16 protein-coding genes are annotated in these 16,698 nt (G+C 47.0%); 12 read left to right on the forward strand and 4 right to left on the reverse strand.

The window, feature by feature from the left end; all coding sequences use genetic code 11:
- Positions 1–16: 16 nt before the first annotated feature.
- Positions 17–2,551: a S8 family serine peptidase gene (locus DET62_RS02850; RefSeq protein ID WP_110012973.1), complete on the reverse strand. Its 2,535-nt coding sequence runs from the start codon at positions 2,549–2,551 to the stop codon at positions 17–19.
- Positions 2,552–2,868: 317 nt separating this feature from the next.
- Between DET62_RS02850 and DET62_RS02855 the strand changes: the two genes are divergently transcribed.
- From DET62_RS02855 to DET62_RS02875, 5 genes are read left to right on the forward strand one after another with little or no spacing between them, the layout of a single operon-like run.
- Complete coding sequence (locus DET62_RS02855) at positions 2,869–3,282, forward strand: curlin subunit CsgB (protein ID WP_110012972.1); 414 nt, start codon at positions 2,869–2,871, stop codon at positions 3,280–3,282.
- A gap of 24 nt (positions 3,283–3,306) precedes the next feature.
- Positions 3,307–4,794, forward strand: a complete 1,488-nt coding sequence (locus tag DET62_RS02860; protein ID WP_110012971.1) for a hypothetical protein — start codon at positions 3,307–3,309, stop codon at positions 4,792–4,794.
- 52 nt (positions 4,795–4,846) lie between these two features.
- Positions 4,847–5,224 carry a curli production assembly/transport protein CsgE gene (locus DET62_RS02865; protein WP_110012970.1) on the forward strand — a complete coding sequence of 126 codons (378 nt, stop codon included), beginning with the start codon at positions 4,847–4,849 and terminating at the stop codon, positions 5,222–5,224.
- 11 nt (positions 5,225–5,235) lie between these two features.
- The gene (locus DET62_RS02870; RefSeq protein ID WP_110012969.1) at positions 5,236–5,619 is read left to right on the forward strand and encodes a curli assembly protein CsgF; all 384 of its coding nucleotides are present in this window, start codon (positions 5,236–5,238) and stop codon (positions 5,617–5,619) included.
- A gap of 12 nt (positions 5,620–5,631) precedes the next feature.
- Positions 5,632–6,390, forward strand: coding sequence for a CsgG/HfaB family protein (locus DET62_RS02875; protein WP_181396961.1), 759 nt, complete (start codon positions 5,632–5,634; stop codon positions 6,388–6,390).
- 6 nt (positions 6,391–6,396) lie between these two features.
- Here DET62_RS02875 and DET62_RS02880 read toward each other — a convergent pair whose 3' ends face one another.
- Positions 6,397–7,041, reverse strand: a complete 645-nt coding sequence (locus DET62_RS02880) for a response regulator transcription factor (RefSeq protein ID WP_110012967.1) — start codon at positions 7,039–7,041, stop codon at positions 6,397–6,399.
- A gap of 359 nt (positions 7,042–7,400) precedes the next feature.
- On the opposite strand from DET62_RS02880, the gene sufB reads away from it, so the two are divergent.
- Genes sufB through DET62_RS02915 form a run of 7 tightly spaced genes read left to right on the forward strand, consistent with a single transcriptional unit; the run spans position 7,401 to position 13,439 of the window.
- Positions 7,401–8,837 (forward strand): Fe-S cluster assembly protein SufB, encoded by a 1,437-nt coding sequence (sufB, locus tag DET62_RS02885; RefSeq protein ID WP_011233417.1) that lies wholly within the window; start codon positions 7,401–7,403, stop codon positions 8,835–8,837.
- 3 nt (positions 8,838–8,840) lie between these two features.
- Positions 8,841–9,599 (forward strand): Fe-S cluster assembly ATPase SufC, encoded by a 759-nt coding sequence (gene sufC, locus DET62_RS02890; RefSeq protein ID WP_011233416.1) that lies wholly within the window; start codon positions 8,841–8,843, stop codon positions 9,597–9,599.
- The gene (gene sufD, locus DET62_RS02895) at positions 9,596–10,846 is read left to right on the forward strand and encodes a Fe-S cluster assembly protein SufD (RefSeq protein WP_110012966.1); all 1,251 of its coding nucleotides are present in this window, start codon (positions 9,596–9,598) and stop codon (positions 10,844–10,846) included. The genes sufC and sufD overlap by 4 nt, the downstream gene beginning before the upstream one ends.
- Complete coding sequence (locus DET62_RS02900) at positions 10,843–12,060, forward strand: SufS family cysteine desulfurase (protein WP_110012965.1); 1,218 nt, start codon at positions 10,843–10,845, stop codon at positions 12,058–12,060. The genes sufD and DET62_RS02900 overlap by 4 nt, the downstream gene beginning before the upstream one ends.
- Before the next feature lie 16 nt (positions 12,061–12,076).
- Positions 12,077–12,433, forward strand: coding sequence for an iron-sulfur cluster assembly accessory protein (locus tag DET62_RS02905; protein ID WP_011233413.1), 357 nt, complete (start codon positions 12,077–12,079; stop codon positions 12,431–12,433).
- Positions 12,434–12,447: 14 nt separating this feature from the next.
- A complete protein-coding gene (gene sufT / locus DET62_RS02910) occupies positions 12,448–12,981 on the forward strand; it encodes a putative Fe-S cluster assembly protein SufT (protein WP_110012964.1) in 534 nt (177 codons plus the stop codon).
- 44 nt (positions 12,982–13,025) lie between these two features.
- On the forward strand, positions 13,026–13,439 hold the full coding sequence (locus DET62_RS02915) for a SufE family protein (protein ID WP_110012963.1): 414 nt from the start codon (positions 13,026–13,028) through the stop codon (positions 13,437–13,439).
- An 81-nt stretch (positions 13,440–13,520) separates the two neighbouring features.
- Here DET62_RS02915 and DET62_RS02920 read toward each other — a convergent pair whose 3' ends face one another.
- Both DET62_RS02920 and DET62_RS02925 read right to left on the reverse strand, forming a co-directional pair.
- Positions 13,521–14,435, reverse strand: a complete 915-nt coding sequence (locus DET62_RS02920; protein WP_034819052.1) for an SPFH domain-containing protein — start codon at positions 14,433–14,435, stop codon at positions 13,521–13,523.
- A 119-nt stretch (positions 14,436–14,554) separates the two neighbouring features.
- Positions 14,555–16,693 (reverse strand): prolyl oligopeptidase family serine peptidase, encoded by a 2,139-nt coding sequence (locus DET62_RS02925; RefSeq protein ID WP_110012962.1) that lies wholly within the window; start codon positions 16,691–16,693, stop codon positions 14,555–14,557.
- Between the last annotated feature and the right edge of the window lie 5 nt (positions 16,694–16,698).

Below are 16,698 nucleotides of genomic sequence, written 5' to 3' on the forward strand. Positions count from 1 at the left end.
TCGGCTTAACTCAGCATTAGAAACTCGCTGTAGCTGATTGACATGCCTCAGTTCCGGTTTCACACAGCTCGTAAACTACATCGCTTCCGTCAGACTCAAAGCGATCACGGTATCGACCTGAATTATCCAGGGTTTCGATAAACTCCCCATCACGATAAAGATCGACATCTCCAGAAGCTCCGCTCCAACGCAGGTCGACCAGCGTCGTACCATTACGCAAGTGAGTCGCACGATAAATACTCAGTTCAATATCAGTAATACTGACATTAACTGACTGGGTGACACTATCAGAAAGCTCAGTTTCATCCGTAACCGTTAGTGTTACATCATAAACGCCCGCTTCAGAGTAAGCATAGATCGGGCTAGCTTCTGTTGAAGTGTTACCGTCACCGAATTCCCAGAAGTAACTGGCAATGTCGCCATCACTGTCTGACGAAGTATTGGTAAAGGTCACAGTTAAGTCATCTACACTGGTTTCGAAGCTGGCAACCGGAGCATCCGGCAAACCATCATCTTCTTCCACCGCAGTTAACGTCAATGACCAGTGGTTCAGAGTCCCGGTATCCGCACCGGCATTATCTGAAACACTCAGCGTCCAGTCACCAGTCATATCTTCACCATTAAAGGTATCAACAGACCAACTGCGCACTAAATCATCAGCGCTACCACCAGAGCGGTCATGCAATACATGCTCAGTACCCTCAGGTGAGGTTAAGCTGACAATCAAGTCGCCCTGATAGGTATGAGTAATATCGACACTCACGTCGGCACCAAAAACAACACCCGTTTCGGGTACATTAATGACTCGCGAAATACCCTCACTGTCATCATCCGGAATGTCGGTATTCGCCGTATCTTCATAATAGAAATCTGACAAACCTTGTGGCAGAACATACACAGCCGAACTCACCTCACGGGTAATTTCGCCCGTTTCAGCATCGGAGCCACTGACGGTGATGCTGTACTCCCCCCATTGTGTCTCATCGGTTGTATTCACCTGTACATCGACACTGTCTCCCTCGCCAGCCTGACTTGAGGACAGCGAGACATCCAGTTCAGGTTCCGCGGAAACACTTAAATTAACGGTGCCTGACCAATCTGCAATACTGTCAACATCAAGAGTAAAGGCGGCGTTCTCACCAGCTACAATTTCCTGTCGACCCGGAGACAAAGTTAACAGGTAAGTCGGATCTGGATCGGCAGCTTCTAAAGCACTTAATGCGTTCAGACGCTTTCCTGAAGCAGTTTTACCCGATAATGCCGGAATACTCTCGCCTGAATCCATAAGAATTTGCTTTACTTCAGCAATGCTAAGACTCGGGTCGATAGACCAAACTAATCCGGCAACACCAGCAACATGCGGACTGGACATTGAGGTTCCAGTTGCAGTCGCATAACCACCATCTAAGTAGGTTGAAAGAATTTCCGTACCCGGAGCCCCTAAATCAACAGATTCCAGGCCATAGGTTGAGTCCTCTTCCATACTGTCGGTGCGCGTCGTATTGGCAACATTCACAATACCGTCGAGATCGTAACCACCAGGGTAGCTTGCCGTAACGTCTGCATCGACACCCGCGTTGCCGGCAGCCGAGACAAACATAATGCCCTGATCAATACTGTCGCTGATGGCCGTTCGCAATGATTCTGAATAAGAACCACCACCCCAGGAGTTATTAGTCGCAACCAAATTAACACCATGGTTAACTTTTAAATTGGTCATGTAGTTAATACATTCAATAGCGCCATCGGTATAACCGTCACCAAACTCGTCGAGAAATTGACAGCCGATTATTTGCACGTCCCAGTTAATTCCGGTAACCCCCGCGCCATTATTTGATGTTGCACCAATGGTGCCTGAAACGTGTGTACCATGACCATTCTCATCCATCGGATCCCCGGTGGACGTTATAGCCGAGTAACCATAGCAATCATCGACAACACCGTTGCCATCGTCATCTTCACCGTTGTCACAGATTTCACCCGGGTTAACCCACATATTTCCAGCTAAATCAGGATGGGTGTAATCAACACCACTATCGATTACGCCAATAACAATATTACTGTCGCCGGTCGTAATATCCCAGGCTGGCCGGGCATCAATGTCCGCGCCCGGCGTACCTCCGCTCTGCCCCGTATTTTCCAGTGCCCACATATCACCGAAGCCTGGGTCATCCGGAGTAGCAAGTATATTAAACTTGGGATCTTTTGAATCGTTAATACTAATAACGTAGTTAGGCTCAGCAACCTCAACCAGCGGGTGCTGAGACAGACGCTTGATTAACGCATCACGCTGTTTTGCATTGCGTACATTAACTTTAGCAATTCGGCCATCAGCAATATGACGCATTGCTATATCACGACCACTGTCATCGAGTGCGCGTAAACTGCCGCCCGCATTTTTGATTAAGTCTTGCCGTTGCTCTTTCGTCACTGACTGCTTAAACATCACCAGCAGTGAATCATCATCAGCTTTCTTATCGGTTGCCGCTGCAGCTGAACCCGCGACTAACGCCATAGAAATACCAACGACTAACTTTTTAATATTAGCCATTTTGCTTCCTCTGTCTTGTTGTTTTATGAATTATCGTCGTGCCTAAAACTTAAGCACTAGAAAATAACTAGCATATTTTTGACGTAAAGATATCTCGAAAGATATAGCTTTACGAAATCTGATCATAAATACGAATAAAGGACTAGGACGTTTGGTGCAGGGAAGCGACTGGAAAAATTCAAAGCAATGAAAATTAACGATATTTCAATTCAAAAACATCATCAACAAGTCACATAAAATACCCCTTTCATACGATTGTTCAGCTCTCTGAACCACCTATTCTTGTTAGCGGAATTATTAACAAAAGGTGTTCCGCTTTGACTTACAAAAAACAACTTTTAGCAGCACTGGTTTTGCTTTTTGTCTCACTCCCCGGAGTGGCAGTGGCAAAAGACATTCCTGTTGCGCTAGCAGGGTTACTGGAGCGGCAGGCCCTTGCAAACCATGCGGAAATTGCTCAACTCGGATCTTATAACCTCACTTCAGTTATCCAGTCGGGCGAGCAAAATTACGCGTATTTGGTTCAGTCAGGCTTTGAGAACACTCTGAGTCTGGAACAGCAAGGGTTCAATAATTCTGTCACTGCAGAACAATCAGGACGCGGTAATTCAGCAACCATCCTGCAGTTGGGGAATAGCAACCTTGTTCAGCTACAACAGCTGGGTAACGACAACGCTATCACTATCCAACAATCAGGCTCTGCCGCTGAAATGTCCATCACGCAGTTTTGATTACAACAATTACGGAGAACAATCATGTCTAAAATACTCATAAAGAAAAGTGCTATCGCTCTTGCTATAGGCATTGCCTTTGCAGGTAGCGCGGTTGCCGAAAATCATATTGCCGTCATCAACCAGGAATCGGCTGGCGCCGCTGAAATTGGTAACGAAGTTTATGTCGAACAAGCCGGTGTTTTACACTGGGCATATGCCGACCAGTACGGTGACGATAACGTTACATCACTGCTGCAGTTTGACCAATGGCAGGAAGCTTATGCTTACGTAACCGGTGATTTCAACTTGGTCGAAGGCGAGCAGTCTGGATTGTGGAACATTTTTAATGCCGATGTCGTTGGTGACGATAACTGGTTATCAGCTTATCAGGAAGGCAGTTTGAACTCTGCCAATATCTTCCTGCAGGGCGACGGTAACACAGCAATTGCTGATCAGTCCGGTGATGCAAACGAGGCAACCATCGACCTCAGTGGTGACTATAATGCAGCAGAAATTTATCAGTCAGGCGACTCCAACTGGAGCAACTTCCAGATTTCGGGCAGTGACAACCTATTCTTAAGTGAACAGTCTGGCTCACTGAATGAGTCAGGCTATTTCAATGCGTCCGGCGACCGCAATACCTTTGAAGCATCACAAGAAGGTGACGGTAACGTTGCAGGTGTTGTGGGTGCAGACGGCGATGACAACGAAGTTTATGCTCAGCAATATGGTTCATCTAACATTTTCATTGCCGAAGACTTACAGGGCAACGAAAACTTTGTCGATGTATTTCAGGACGGTTCAGCAAACGAATTCCTGATTCAGCCTATTCAAGGCGAAGCTAACTTTATTGTCGTTCAGCAGCAAGGTAGCTCAAACGTTGTTGAAGCCGCGAATGGCATGATTGGTAACGACAACTTAATTGATGCGTACCAACGCGGAGACAATAACTACGCAGTATTTGCAACCGAAGGCGACATGCATAATGTTGAGCTTGAGCAGGCTGGCGATAACAACACTGCCGTCGGTGAATCTTACGGTGAGCAAAACGACATCATGGTCAGCAGCCGTGGCGATGATAACTTTAACGCAGTGGCTGTCCAGGGCGTTTCTAACGACATTCAGAGCCGTCAGCGCGGTGATGCAAACACAGCCGAAGTTGTGTTTGTTGGTGACGACAACGATGTCATGTCTAACCAGGTTGGTGATGGCAACGTCACTCTTGCTTACTCTTACGATGCAGGCACAACCTCAGGCAACACGTTAGATTCCGAACAGCAAGGTGATATTAACTTAATCGATACCATTATTGGCGGCGATGAGAACCTTATCAGCTTCTATCAGGAAGGTAATAGCAACGTTATAGCTGGCGATGAAGGTTCATTCATTGTTGGCGGTAGCGGCGGTAGTGTTGATATTCAGCAAGTAGGTGACTACAACGTTGTTACTGGCGGTCAGGCCAGTGACGGCAACACTATGAGCGTATATCAGCAGGGCGACTATAACGTCGCTACTGTTGTTCAATACTAAGAAGTAAGATTAGCGGCTGCGTCATTTTGGTGCAGCCGCTTTCTTAGTCCTTATGCTAAAGAAACTCATTCTACTCGTTCTGCTGTTTACTCCGGTTAGTCAAGCCGACGAAATAGAGCTTGGCGGCATGGTGCTGGACCGAACCATTTCGCGTTTCGGTAAAGACTTCTTCTTCTACTACACCAGCTATTGGCGTGACATTCCTTCAACTAACGGCATTACCGTTGTTATTCACGAGCAAGTCTATCCGCAGGCTGGCACCTATTTATGGGTAGAGATGGAGCAGACAAAGGTTTTCGAAACTTACTTCGGAAGACGACAAAACGATGTCAAGAAAATGGCCGAGAAAGCCATTTTGATCAGTATTAACGAAGTCGCGCGAGTAAAAGCGGACTCTGTATTTGATACGCCACAAGATAATAATTTTTAAAGGCGCAGATTATGAAATTACGTTGGCTCTTCATTAGTTGTTTGCTTGTGGCAGTGAATGCCGCAGCAACTGAAATTGTCTATCAACCTATCAACCCGAGCTTTGGTGGAAACCCAATGAACGGGAGTTTTTTATTACAAAAAGCACAAAGTCAGAATGCCCATTCAGCACCTGACGCCGACCGCTCTTTTGTTGATCGTTTTCGTGAAGCGTTAGAGCGTAATATCATCAATTCACTTACCCGTCGCATTGCAGATGGCGAAATTGTTGAAGGCCTGTATGACACAGGTGAATACACGGTTGAAGTAGTTGGTCAGCCAGACGGTAGCGTTGTTGTCTACATCACTCATAACGGCAGTGGTGAACAGACTGTTATCACCATGCCTTCAATATAGTTGAGGAGAATTATCATGCGTAAACTTTTCCTCATTCTAGCTTCACTTATTATGAGTGGCTGTGCGTTAATGCCCAAGCCAACGGACATCAATGTACAGCCCGCTGAAATTGACGCTCCCAGCTCGACAATGACGACTTTAAAGCAAAGCCCATTACCTCAAACCCGTATTCCGGTATCGGTTTATTCCTTTAGGGATCAAACGGGGCAGTATAAACCACAGGCTAATGTTTCCAGTTTCTCTACCGCAGTGACTCAGGGAGCAACCTCTATGCTCACTCAAATGTTACTGGAATCAGGCTGGTTCTTACCTATGGAGCGTGAAAACCTGCAAAATTTGTTAACCGAGCGAAAGATACATAACTCCAGCAAAAATAAAGAGCTTCCTCCGTTAAGTGAGGCCAGGCTGCTGCTGGAGGGCGGTATTATAAGCTACGACACCAATGTTAGTACCGGAGGTATCGGCGCAGAATATTTTGGTATTGGTGCATCTGAACTCTACCGGGAAGATCAGGTATCCGTCTATTTGCGAGCGGTAGACGTTTATAGTGGGCAGGTGCTGGTTTCGGTATCAGCAAATAAAAAAGTGTTCTCTCAAGAACTACGGGCAGGCCTGTTTCGCTACGTATCTCTCAACCGGCTAGCCGAATTCGAAGGCGGCTACTCAACCAACGAACCGGTTCAATTGTCGGTAAAACAAGCAATGGAGAAGGCGCTGGTAGAGTTAATAGAAAAAGGCCTGGATATGGGGTATTGGCGTGCAGAGAGTTAATCAGCGTTAAACGGATGTCGCGTAACTGGACCACTTTAGTAGTTCGACCCGGTTACGCGCACCGGTCTTTCGAAAAATGGAAGACAAGTGTGTCTTCACGGTATGAGCACTGATATTTAAGTGCTCAGCAATTTCTTTATTGCGGGCTCCGGTAGCAACCAACTCTATAATTTTTAACTCTTGTGGCGTAAGGGAGCTAATTTGAGACACGGTAGTAAAAGAATCATCCGCTTGCCGCCGCAGCATCATTTCTTCAATTTTATCTGAAAGCAATGAGCGCGGATAATAGAGTTCTCCCTGGCTAATAACTTTTATCGCGGTCAGTACTCGGTCTAAATGGTCGTTTTCGTAAATAATACCGCGAGCACCAAGGTTCAGGGCTTGAATAGGACGAACATCATCTTTTCTCGCATTAACTAGAAATAAAGGGTAGGTTTTAGTTAATGCAGCAATTTCACTGGTAATGTGGGAACGAGATAACTGCTCCGATCCGAGAGAATAAGCCACCATGGTCTCGGGCTCTGGTGAATGATCAACCAGTTCAGAAAATGCACGATGGACGACTGATATTTCTAAGGATTCTGCAAGCAACCCTAAGTTCTGCGTACGTTTTTGGTGTTCGATTAAAGCTAACCGCGTATAACGTCCCATAACAGCCCTCCCTAAACCTAAAAGCTTATTTTATTACTGTACTTTTCTTCTTATATTCTTCTTATATTACATTTTTACAACGATTGATGTAGCTCTTTACAATATATGATTAAATTTTGTACTAAAAGACATAGCACCTTAGAACATGTAACAAAATGTAACAACCATTCTAATTTACCTTATGGCATTTAAAATAAAGAGCAACAGGCTTACCTTACCCGGCGAAATAAGCGACAAAAAGGCTGTGATCCCGTATAATGTTGGTCAGCAGATAAAGTTGAGTGTTTTAGTCAGGTATTTTATACTGTCGGCCAGTAACGGGCGAAACTCCCATCCGCAGCTTTTAGAGTGGGTAAATCATGAGTGAACAGATTGATCAGGCGCTTGCGCGTAAATACGACGCAGGCTTCATTTCAGAAATAGAGTCAGAAACTTTCCCAATTGGTTTGGACGAAGACGTCATTGCCCGTCTGTCCGCCATTAAGGGTGAGCCTGAATGGATGCTGGAGTGGCGTCTGAAGGCTTATCGCACCTGGTTAAAAATGGAAGAGCCTGACTGGGCACACGTCGATTATCCTAAGGTAGATTACCAGTCAATTTCATACTACTCCGCACCTAAGAGTATGAAAGACAAGCCTAAGTCGTTAGACGAGGTTGATCCGGAACTGCTACGCACATACGAAAAGCTGGGTATTCCTCTGCATGAGCAGGAAATGCTCGCGGGTGTAGCTGTTGATGCAGTCTTCGACTCAGTATCCGTGGTCACAACATTCCGCGAGAAGCTGGAAGAAGCAGGAGTTATCTTCTGCCCTATCTCCGAAGCCCTTCATAAGTACCCGGATCTGGTTAAAAAATACTTAGGTACCGTAGTTCCACGTGGCGATAACTTCTTTGCCGCACTGAACAGCGCCGTATTCACCGATGGCTCGTTTGTTTATATTCCAAAAGGCGTTCGCTGCCCTATGGAACTATCAACTTACTTCCGCATAAACGAACAGAATACCGGTCAGTTTGAGCGTACCTTAATTGTCGCCGAAGAAGGCAGTCACGTTAGTTATCTGGAAGGTTGTACCGCACCACAGCGTGACGAAAACCAATTACACGCGGCCGTAGTTGAGCTGGTTGCACTGGATGACGCGGAGATCAAATACTCTACGGTGCAAAACTGGTATCCGGGTGATGAAAACGGCAAAGGCGGTATCTATAACTTTGTCACTAAACGCGGCCTGTGCGAGAAAAACGCGAAGATCTCCTGGACTCAGGTAGAGACAGGCTCTGCCGTTACCTGGAAGTATCCAAGCTGTATTCTTAAAGGCGATAACAGCGTTGGGGAATTCTACTCAGTTGCGTTAACCCGCGGCAGACAACAAGCCGATACCGGCACCAAAATGATCCACTTAGGTAAGAACACCAAGTCGACCATCATTTCCAAAGGTATTTCCGCCGGCCGCAGTAATAACGCTTACCGAGGTCTGGTTCGTATGGGCCCGGGTGCCGAGGGCGCGCGTAACTTTACCGAATGTGATTCGCTGCTTATTGGCGACCAGTGCGGCGCACACACATTCCCGTATATTGAAAGCAGCAATCCAACCGCGATTGTTGAACACGAAGCCACCACCTCTAAGGTGAGTGACGATCAATTATTCTTATGTCGGCAACGAGGCCTGGACCCTGAAAAAGCAGTCTCAATGATTGTAAATGGCTTCTGTAAAGAGGTATTCCGCGAACTACCAATGGAGTTTGCGGTGGAAGCCGGTAAGTTGCTTGAAATCAGTCTTGAAGGTTCAGTGGGGTAAAACATGCTATCGATTAAAGACCTGCACGCACGTGTGGAAGAAACAACAATTTTAAAAGGCCTGAATCTGGAAATAAAACCCGGCGAAGTACACGCCATTATGGGTCCTAACGGTGCCGGAAAAAGTACTTTAGGTTACGTTTTATCTGGCCGCGATGGCTACGAAGTTGAAAGCGGCAGCGTTGAAATGGACGGTAAAGACTTACTGGACATGGAAGTAGAAGAGCGCGCCCAGGCCGGTATATTTCTGGCTTTCCAATACCCTGTTGAAATTCCAGGCGTAAGCAACATGGAATTCATGAAAGAATCCGTGAATGCCATGCGTGAAGCTCACGGCGAAAGCGCTTTGAGCTCAGCTGAGTTTCTGAAAAAAGCCAAAGAAGCCTGCAAGCAAGTTGAGTTACCGCTCGACTTCTTAAAGCGCGGCGTCAATGAAGGCTTTTCCGGTGGAGAGAAAAAGCGTAACGAAATTATGCAGATGATTATGCTTGAGCCGAAAATTGCGATTCTGGATGAGTCTGATTCCGGGCTTGACGTCGATGCTCTACAGGTTGTAGCTAAGGGTGTGAACAGCCAGCGCGACGGCAAACGCAGTTTTATCGTGGTTACGCACTACCAACGTTTGCTCGATTACATTGAGCCTGACTATGTGCACATTCTGTCTAAAGGCAAAATTGTGAAAAGTGGCGGTCCTGAACTGGCGAAAGAAGTCGAAGCCTCAGGTTATGCCTGGTTAGCTGAAGCAGAAGGAGCAGATGCATGAGTCAATGGTTAAACCACGTTTTAGAGCGTGCCTCGACCGTTGACGATTGGCTATCTCCGGTCCGGGCACAAGCCTTGGACACGTTAAAGCAACAGCAATGGCCGACACGCCGCACCGAAGCATGGCGTTATACCTCGTTGCATCCGGTTGCTGATTTAGAGCTGAAATCCGGCACCGGTAACGCGACCGCCGAAGCACCAGTCATTGAAGGCTTAAACAGTCTGGATTTGGTGTTTGTGGACGGTCAGCTTAGTACCGACATCAGCAAGCTTAAGTTACCTGAAGGCATCACTATTAGTGAGCTGTCAGCGCCCAGCGAACCCGCTGAAGCTATTTTTGCGCAAGTAAAACCCAGCCGTCATTTGTTTGGCCTGGTAAACGACGTATTGGCGCAGCAAGGTGTCGTTATCGACATTGCGGCTGGCGCTAAAGTTGAACAACCCATTCGCATCGTTAACTTTGCGTCTGCCGGTATCGAGTCTCATCAGCGCACGCTGGTACGTGTTGGTGAAAATGCGCAGGCAACCATTATTGAGCACGGCAGCGGCTCAGGTAACAGCCTGAATACCGTCTTTGCTGAATATGACATAGCCGAGAAAGCGCGTTTAGAGCATTACCGTTTTGCCCTGCACGAGGGCGAAGCGATTCATATTGGCGGCAGTCACTTTAAACTGCACGATCACGCCAGACTGAACAGCACCCTAATTGGCTACGGCAGTCAGTTAACGCGTCTGGACGTAGACATTGAACACGCTGGTGAGCATGCGTTCGCCAAGTTTAATAACGTGTATTTACTGGCTCCACGCCAGCACTTCGATCTGCACAGCACCATCGAACATGCCTCACCTAACGGCACGACCGAAGAGAACGCCCGGGGCATTATCGGTGACAGGGCAAAAGCAGTATTTAATGGCCGCATTCATATTCACCGCCATGCGCAAAAAACCCTGGCCGAACTGAATAATCGTAACCTGCTGCTGACTCGTGGTGCGCAAATTAATACTAAGCCCGAGCTGGAAATTTACGCAGACGATGTACAGTGTGCGCACGGTGCAACGGTTGCTGAAATTGACGAAGAAGCGTTGTATTACATGCTGACGCGTGGCATCGACAGGCAACAAGCGCTGGTTATGCTCAACTTTGGTTTCGTACAGGAAATGGTTTTCCAGATGCCAAATAAAGCCCTGGCCGACTGGTTGCAGCCGATTTTGAAAACCCGCTTTGAAAGTATGATGGAGAAGCAATGAGCCTGAACGTTGCACAAATTCGTGAGCAGTTTCCGATACTGCAACGGCAGGTAAACGGTAAACCACTGGTTTATCTGGATAACGCTGCCACCACGCAAAAGCCACAAGCGGTCATCGATGCGCTGACGGATTACTATACTCAGTGCAACGCTAATGTTCATCGCGGAGCTCATTATCTTTCTGATGAAGCCACCCATCGCTACGAAGCGGCACGTAAAACCGTCGCTGATTACATACATGCTAATCGTCAAGAAGAGGTTATCTGGACCAGCGGCACAACCGAGGGTATTAACCTGGTCGCTAATGGTGTTGCTCAGCGCTTAAAAGCCGGTGAAGAAGTGCTGGTGACCGAAATGGAGCACCATGCGAACCTGGTAACCTGGCAACAGGCGTGTAAGCGTTCTGGCGCCACATTGAAAGTCGTACCCATTAACGAAGACGGTTCACTGAATACCGAGCAGTTTCACGCCCTGTTGAGTGAGAACACGGCTTTCGTTTCAATGCCGCACATTTCCAATGCGCTGGGTACCATTAACCCAATTAAAGAACTCACCGCTGCCGCTAAAGCCAAAGACGCACTGGTCATGATAGACGGTGCTCAGGGTGTTGCACATGGCGCTATCGATGTGCAGGACATTGGCTGTGATTTTTATGCGTTTTCCGGTCATAAGCTATTCGGGCCAACCGGCATTGGCGTGCTATGGGGCTGTTACGAGGTTTTAAAAGACTGGCCTATATGGTTAGTCGGCGGCGAAATGATAGCCACAGTCAGTTACCAGGACGCCACCTGGGGTGAATTACCCAACCGACTGGAAGCCGGTACACCAAATATCGCGGGTGCCATTGGTCTGGCGGCAGCGATAAACTGGTTACAGCAATTTAATAAAGCCGACATTCTAACTCACGAAACCGCCTTACTGGCACGCGCAACCGAGCTGGCAGAGCAAACCGATGGCTTAACCATTGTTGGCCACGCCGACAACAAAATTGGCGTGCTAAGCTTTATTTTAGATGGCGCACACCCGGCTGATATTGGCTTCTTGCTGGACAAACAAGGTATTGCCATTCGCACTGGTGACCACTGCGCTCAACCGCTAATGAAACGCCTGAATGTACCAGGTACTGCGCGCGCGTCATTTACCATTTATAATACATTAGACGAGGTTGATAAGCTGTTTGAAGGCATCAACAAAGCTCGTTTAATGCTAGCCTAATGGCAGGAGGAGACTCATGTCTGTAGAAACATTTGTACCATCGTCTTCATTAATTTCGATGACAGAAAACGCTGTACGTTACTTTGAGTCACGCTTAAAAGATGAACCGGGCAAGCTGATTCGCCTTTCTACTAAGCAAAGTGGCTGTACGGGCTATGCCTATGTACTTGATTCTGTCGATGCAATGGAAGACGGCGATGAAGTGGTCGATATTAACGACAACATCAAAGTCGCTATTGCCTCTAATGCGCTGGAACTGGTGCGTAACACCGAAATTGATTACGTAAAAGAAGGCATTAACGGCGTGGTTAAATTCAACAACCCGAATGTTGTTAATGAGTGTGGTTGCGGCGAAAGCTTCAACGTGCAGTAACGGAAGTTTAAATTATGCAGCAGAAAATGGTGTCCACCACCCGTGAAGTTAAAGCGCGTCGCGTGCCAACGGGTGAGCCTAAAGTTATTCCTAAAGGTGAGTTTGTTACTATTACTCAGGATTTAGGCGGTAACTATACGGTTACCTTTCAGGGTAACATGCTGCGCATAGATGGCACGGATGCGGATGCTATTGGTCGCAAACCAGAAAAGCTCGACTTTGAACCACCAGCAAACGGAGAAGTTTCGGAAGATCAGGTCTGGGAAGCGTTAGAAACCATTTATGACCCGGAAATTCCTATCAACTTAGTGTCGCTGGGGCTTATCTACAAAGTCGCTGTTGATAAAGATTCCGGCACCGTGACTATTGATATGACCTTAACCGCACCAGGCTGCGGTATGGGTCCGGTATTAGTGGGTGATGTTGAATATCGGGTTTCTCTGGTACCGCACGTTAAAAATGTAAACGTCGAACTCGTTTTTGACCCGCCCTGGTCACGCGACATGATGAGCGAAGAAGCTCAGCTTGAAGCCGGTGTTTTCTTTTAACATGAGTCGTTCTTTTAACTTATAAGTGAAGGTTATTGGTCAGCATGAATTTACCCAGTACAGATGAAATCATTGATGACTTAGAGTTTTTAGATGACTGGGAGCAACGTTACCAGTACATCATTGATTTAGGTAAAGCTTTGCCCGGCCTACCAGAAAGCCAGCATAAAGATGAGTATCTGGTGCGCGGTTGCCAAAGTAATGTCTGGCTTATTAGTGAAGAAAAAGACGGTAAACTGTTGCTGCACGTTGATAGCGACGCCGTCATTGTGCAGGGGTTGTTGACTTTAGTCATGGCCGCTTACCACGACAAAACGCCGGAGCAAGTTCTTGCCTTTGATATCGATAGCTATTTTGCTCAGCTGGACTTAGAAAACCACATTACACCGACTCGTGGAAACGGCTTACGTGCTATTGTCGGAAAAATTCAGCAACTGGCGAAACACAGCCAGGCTTAAATGGTATTAAACAGCAGCTCAACCGCATAAAACCGATTTTTATTATCGTAAATTGGTTGAGCTGCCAACAGCGGAAAGGTTTCAGGCATCTTTTTTAGTGTCTTTGGCCGCTTCCATTGCGCTTAATATATCCGAGGATAAAGAATCCAGCTGACCTGTTGGTTGCGGCAACATAATCACTTTACTGGCAGCGGTATCGAAAGAACCCAATACGTCGACATAGTTAGTGAATTTCAGCAAATCAATGACATCTTTAGAAGATATATCGTTTGCCTGATCGGTAACCATGGCAATAGAATCCCGCAAACCTTCAGCTATCGCTAAACGCTGACCGGCAATACCCTGACCCTGCAAAATTTTCGATTCTTTGTCGGCTTCAGCCTGCTTCACCAGCATAATTTTTTCAGCTTCCGCCTTATGTTCTGCTGCACGACGCTCTCTTTCTGCGGCGTTAATTTGGTTCATTGAATCTTTAACCGACTGGTCCGGGTCAATGTCTGTCACCAGCGACGCAATAATCTCAAAACCATATTCTTCCATGGTATCGCGCAACTGCTCTTTTACATCTTTAGAAATAGAGTCTTTATTGTCGAATACTGCGTCCAGATTCTGCTTAGGAATTTGCGCGCGCACCGTATCAAACACGTAAGACTGCATTTGCCACTCGGGGTTTTCCAGCTGATAAAACGCATTATAAACTGAGGTTTCATTGCTCACGCGATACTGCACTGACACCCGGACAATAACAAACACGTTATCGTTTGTTTTGGTCTCAACATCGACATCCAGCTGCCGCGTTCTCATTGACTGTTTATGAGCAACCTGCTCAATAAGCGGGATAATAAAGTTAAGCCCCGGCGTCAGCATGCGCCGATAACGCCCGAACAACTCAACCAAATACACGCTTTGCTGCGGCACAATGCGCACCGACGCTATCAGTAAGAGTAAAACAACTACAGCGGCAACTACCCACATAATATTAAAATCATTGTTCATTATTGAATCCTCATAGTACGAGAATGGGAGGGAAAAGAGATTAACGGGAAATGAGAAAAATATCGAAAGAATGATGCAAAGGCTTCGCCGTCTATAGCGAAGCCTTTACTGGTCAGTAATTACTCCGGAAGCTCTTCAAACCCCATGTGATACAAAGTAAAACCGAAGATATCGGAATACTGCTCAATGGTTTTTGAAACCGGTGTGCCAGCACCGTGTCCAGCGTTGGTTTCAATACGGATAAGCTGAGGGTTTTCACCGCCCTCTTTGTCCTGCAGCTCCGCCGCAAACTTAAATGAGTGCGCAGGAACTACGCGATCATCATGGTCACCCGTAGTGATCAGCGTTGCCGGATAAGCCACGCCTTCTTCCACGTTATGGACAGGCGAGTAACCAATTAAGTATTCAAACATCTCTTTACTGTCTTCGGCAGTACCGTAGTCGTACGCCCAGCCCGCTCCAGCGGTGAAAGTGTGATAACGAAGCATATCCAGAACACCAACTGCCGGTAAGGCAACCGCGAACAGTTCAGGACGCTGAGTCATTACCGCACCAACTAGCAGACCGCCGTTAGAACCACCGCGAACAGCCAGATGATCAGATGACGTATACTTCTCATCAATCAGGTATTCAGCTGCGGCAATAAAGTCGTCAAAAACATTTTGCTTTTGCAGTTTGGTGCCGGCTTTGTGCCAGTCTTTGCCGTATTCACCGCCACCACGTAAGTTAGCAACGGCGTAAACGCCACCCATTTCTAACCAGGCTGCGTTAGCAATGCTGAACGAAGGCGTCAGGCTAATATTGAAACCACCATAACCATACAGAATTGTCGGGTTTGAGCCATCCAGCTTAGTGCCCTTTTTGTAGGTAATGATCATAGGCACTTCGGTGCCGTCTTTAGACGTATAAAACACCTGCTTTGATTCATAGTTTGCCGGGTCAAAATCGGCACCAGACTCAGCATAAACTTCAGAGCCGCCCTGGTCCGGGTCAAACTTATAAATCGTTGACGGTGTGCTGTAGTTGGTAAAGGTATAGTACAACTCGTCCACTTCTTTCTTGCCTGAAAAGCCACCAATACTGCCTACGCCCGGAAGCTGAACTTCACGCACCATATCGCCGTTATAGGCGTATTGCTTCACCTGAGCCACCGCGTCCACCATGTACTCGGCAAAGATATAGCCCGCACCGGTTGAGACGCTTAACACGTTTTCCGTTTCTGGGATAAAATCTTCCCAGTTTTCTGGCGCTGGATTACTGGCATCAACAGTCACAACACGCTGGTTTGGCGCATCTAAGTTAGTCACAAGGTAAAGCTTTGAACCATCGTTATCTAATACGCGAGTATCAGAGTCGGTATGATCAAGAATTGTCACCAGATCACTGTCTTCATCGGTCAGATCTTTTAAAAACAGTTTGTTGCCCGACGTAGAGTTTGCGGCTGAAATGAGCAAATACCGGTCATCATCAGTTACTGAACCACCAACATAGCGGTGCTTCTCAGCGTCCGTTCCACCAAACACCAACTGGTCATCAGACTGGTCTGTACCCAGCTCATGGTAATACAGCTTGTGCTGGTCGGTTTTTGCAGAAAGCTCGCTGCCTTCTGGCTTGTCATAACTTGAGTAATAGAAACCTTCGTTACCAACCCAGGAAACGCCGCTGAATTTAACATCCACTAAAGGATCTTCCAGCTGCTCTTTAGTTTCAGCGTCAATAATCCGAATTTTACGCCAGTCACTGCCGCCCTCAGAAATTGAGTAAGCCGCTAGCGAACCGTCGTCAGAAAAGGTTAGCTGTGCCAGCGAGGTTGTTCCGTCTTCACTAAAGGTGTTCGGATCCAGGAATACCTCCGGTTCTTCGTCACCTTTTTGGCGGTACACCACGTACTGGTTTTGCAGACCGTCATTTTTGTAGAAATAGGTGTAATCACCCTCTTTAAACGGCGCGCTAATTTTCTCGTAGTTCCACAGCTCGGTCAGACGCGTTTCAATTTTCTCGCGATAGGGAATGGACTCAAGATGTGCAAAAGTGACTTCATTCTGCGCTTTAACCCAGTTTTCAGTCTCTTCGCTACGGTCATCTTCTAACCAGCGATATGGGTCCGCTACTTCGGTACCAAAGTAGGTATCAACCACATCGCCTTTACGCGTTTCCGGATACGACATAGATTGCGTATTCGCCTCTTGTTCTGTTTCAGCATTTTGTGAACAGGCTGTCAGCAAACTGACTGCAACTGCTCCCAGTAGATATTTCATTGTTA

The sequence above is a fragment of the Idiomarina sp. H2 genome (genome assembly GCF_004364275.1).
GTDB classification, from domain to species: Bacteria; Pseudomonadota; Gammaproteobacteria; order Enterobacterales; family Alteromonadaceae; genus Idiomarina; species Idiomarina loihiensis.

What these genes read in the sequence shown, in the direction of transcription:
- DET62_RS02880 (WP_110012967.1), bottom strand. Translation starts at nt 7,041, where the DNA reads ATGGGACGTTATACGCGGTTAGCTTTAATCGAACACCAAAAACGTACG.
- DET62_RS02905 (WP_011233413.1), top strand. Translation starts at nt 12,077, where the DNA reads ATGTCTGTAGAAACATTTGTACCATCGTCTTCATTAATTTCGATGACA.
- DET62_RS02920 (WP_034819052.1), bottom strand. Translation starts at nt 14,435, where the DNA reads ATGAACAATGATTTTAATATTATGTGGGTAGTTGCCGCTGTAGTTGTT.
- sufB (WP_011233417.1), top strand. Translation starts at nt 7,401, where the DNA reads ATGAGTGAACAGATTGATCAGGCGCTTGCGCGTAAATACGACGCAGGC.
- DET62_RS02915 (WP_110012963.1), top strand. Translation starts at nt 13,026, where the DNA reads ATGAATTTACCCAGTACAGATGAAATCATTGATGACTTAGAGTTTTTA.
- sufD (WP_110012966.1), top strand. Translation starts at nt 9,596, where the DNA reads ATGAGTCAATGGTTAAACCACGTTTTAGAGCGTGCCTCGACCGTTGAC.
- DET62_RS02860 (WP_110012971.1), top strand. Translation starts at nt 3,307, where the DNA reads ATGTCTAAAATACTCATAAAGAAAAGTGCTATCGCTCTTGCTATAGGC.
- DET62_RS02865 (WP_110012970.1), top strand. Translation starts at nt 4,847, where the DNA reads ATGCTAAAGAAACTCATTCTACTCGTTCTGCTGTTTACTCCGGTTAGT.
- DET62_RS02925 (WP_110012962.1), bottom strand. Translation starts at nt 16,693, where the DNA reads ATGAAATATCTACTGGGAGCAGTTGCAGTCAGTTTGCTGACAGCCTGT.
- sufT (WP_110012964.1), top strand. Translation starts at nt 12,448, where the DNA reads ATGCAGCAGAAAATGGTGTCCACCACCCGTGAAGTTAAAGCGCGTCGC.
- sufC (WP_011233416.1), top strand. Translation starts at nt 8,841, where the DNA reads ATGCTATCGATTAAAGACCTGCACGCACGTGTGGAAGAAACAACAATT.
- DET62_RS02900 (WP_110012965.1), top strand. Translation starts at nt 10,843, where the DNA reads ATGAGCCTGAACGTTGCACAAATTCGTGAGCAGTTTCCGATACTGCAA.
- DET62_RS02870 (WP_110012969.1), top strand. Translation starts at nt 5,236, where the DNA reads ATGAAATTACGTTGGCTCTTCATTAGTTGTTTGCTTGTGGCAGTGAAT.
- DET62_RS02850 (WP_110012973.1), bottom strand. Translation starts at nt 2,551, where the DNA reads ATGGCTAATATTAAAAAGTTAGTCGTTGGTATTTCTATGGCGTTAGTC.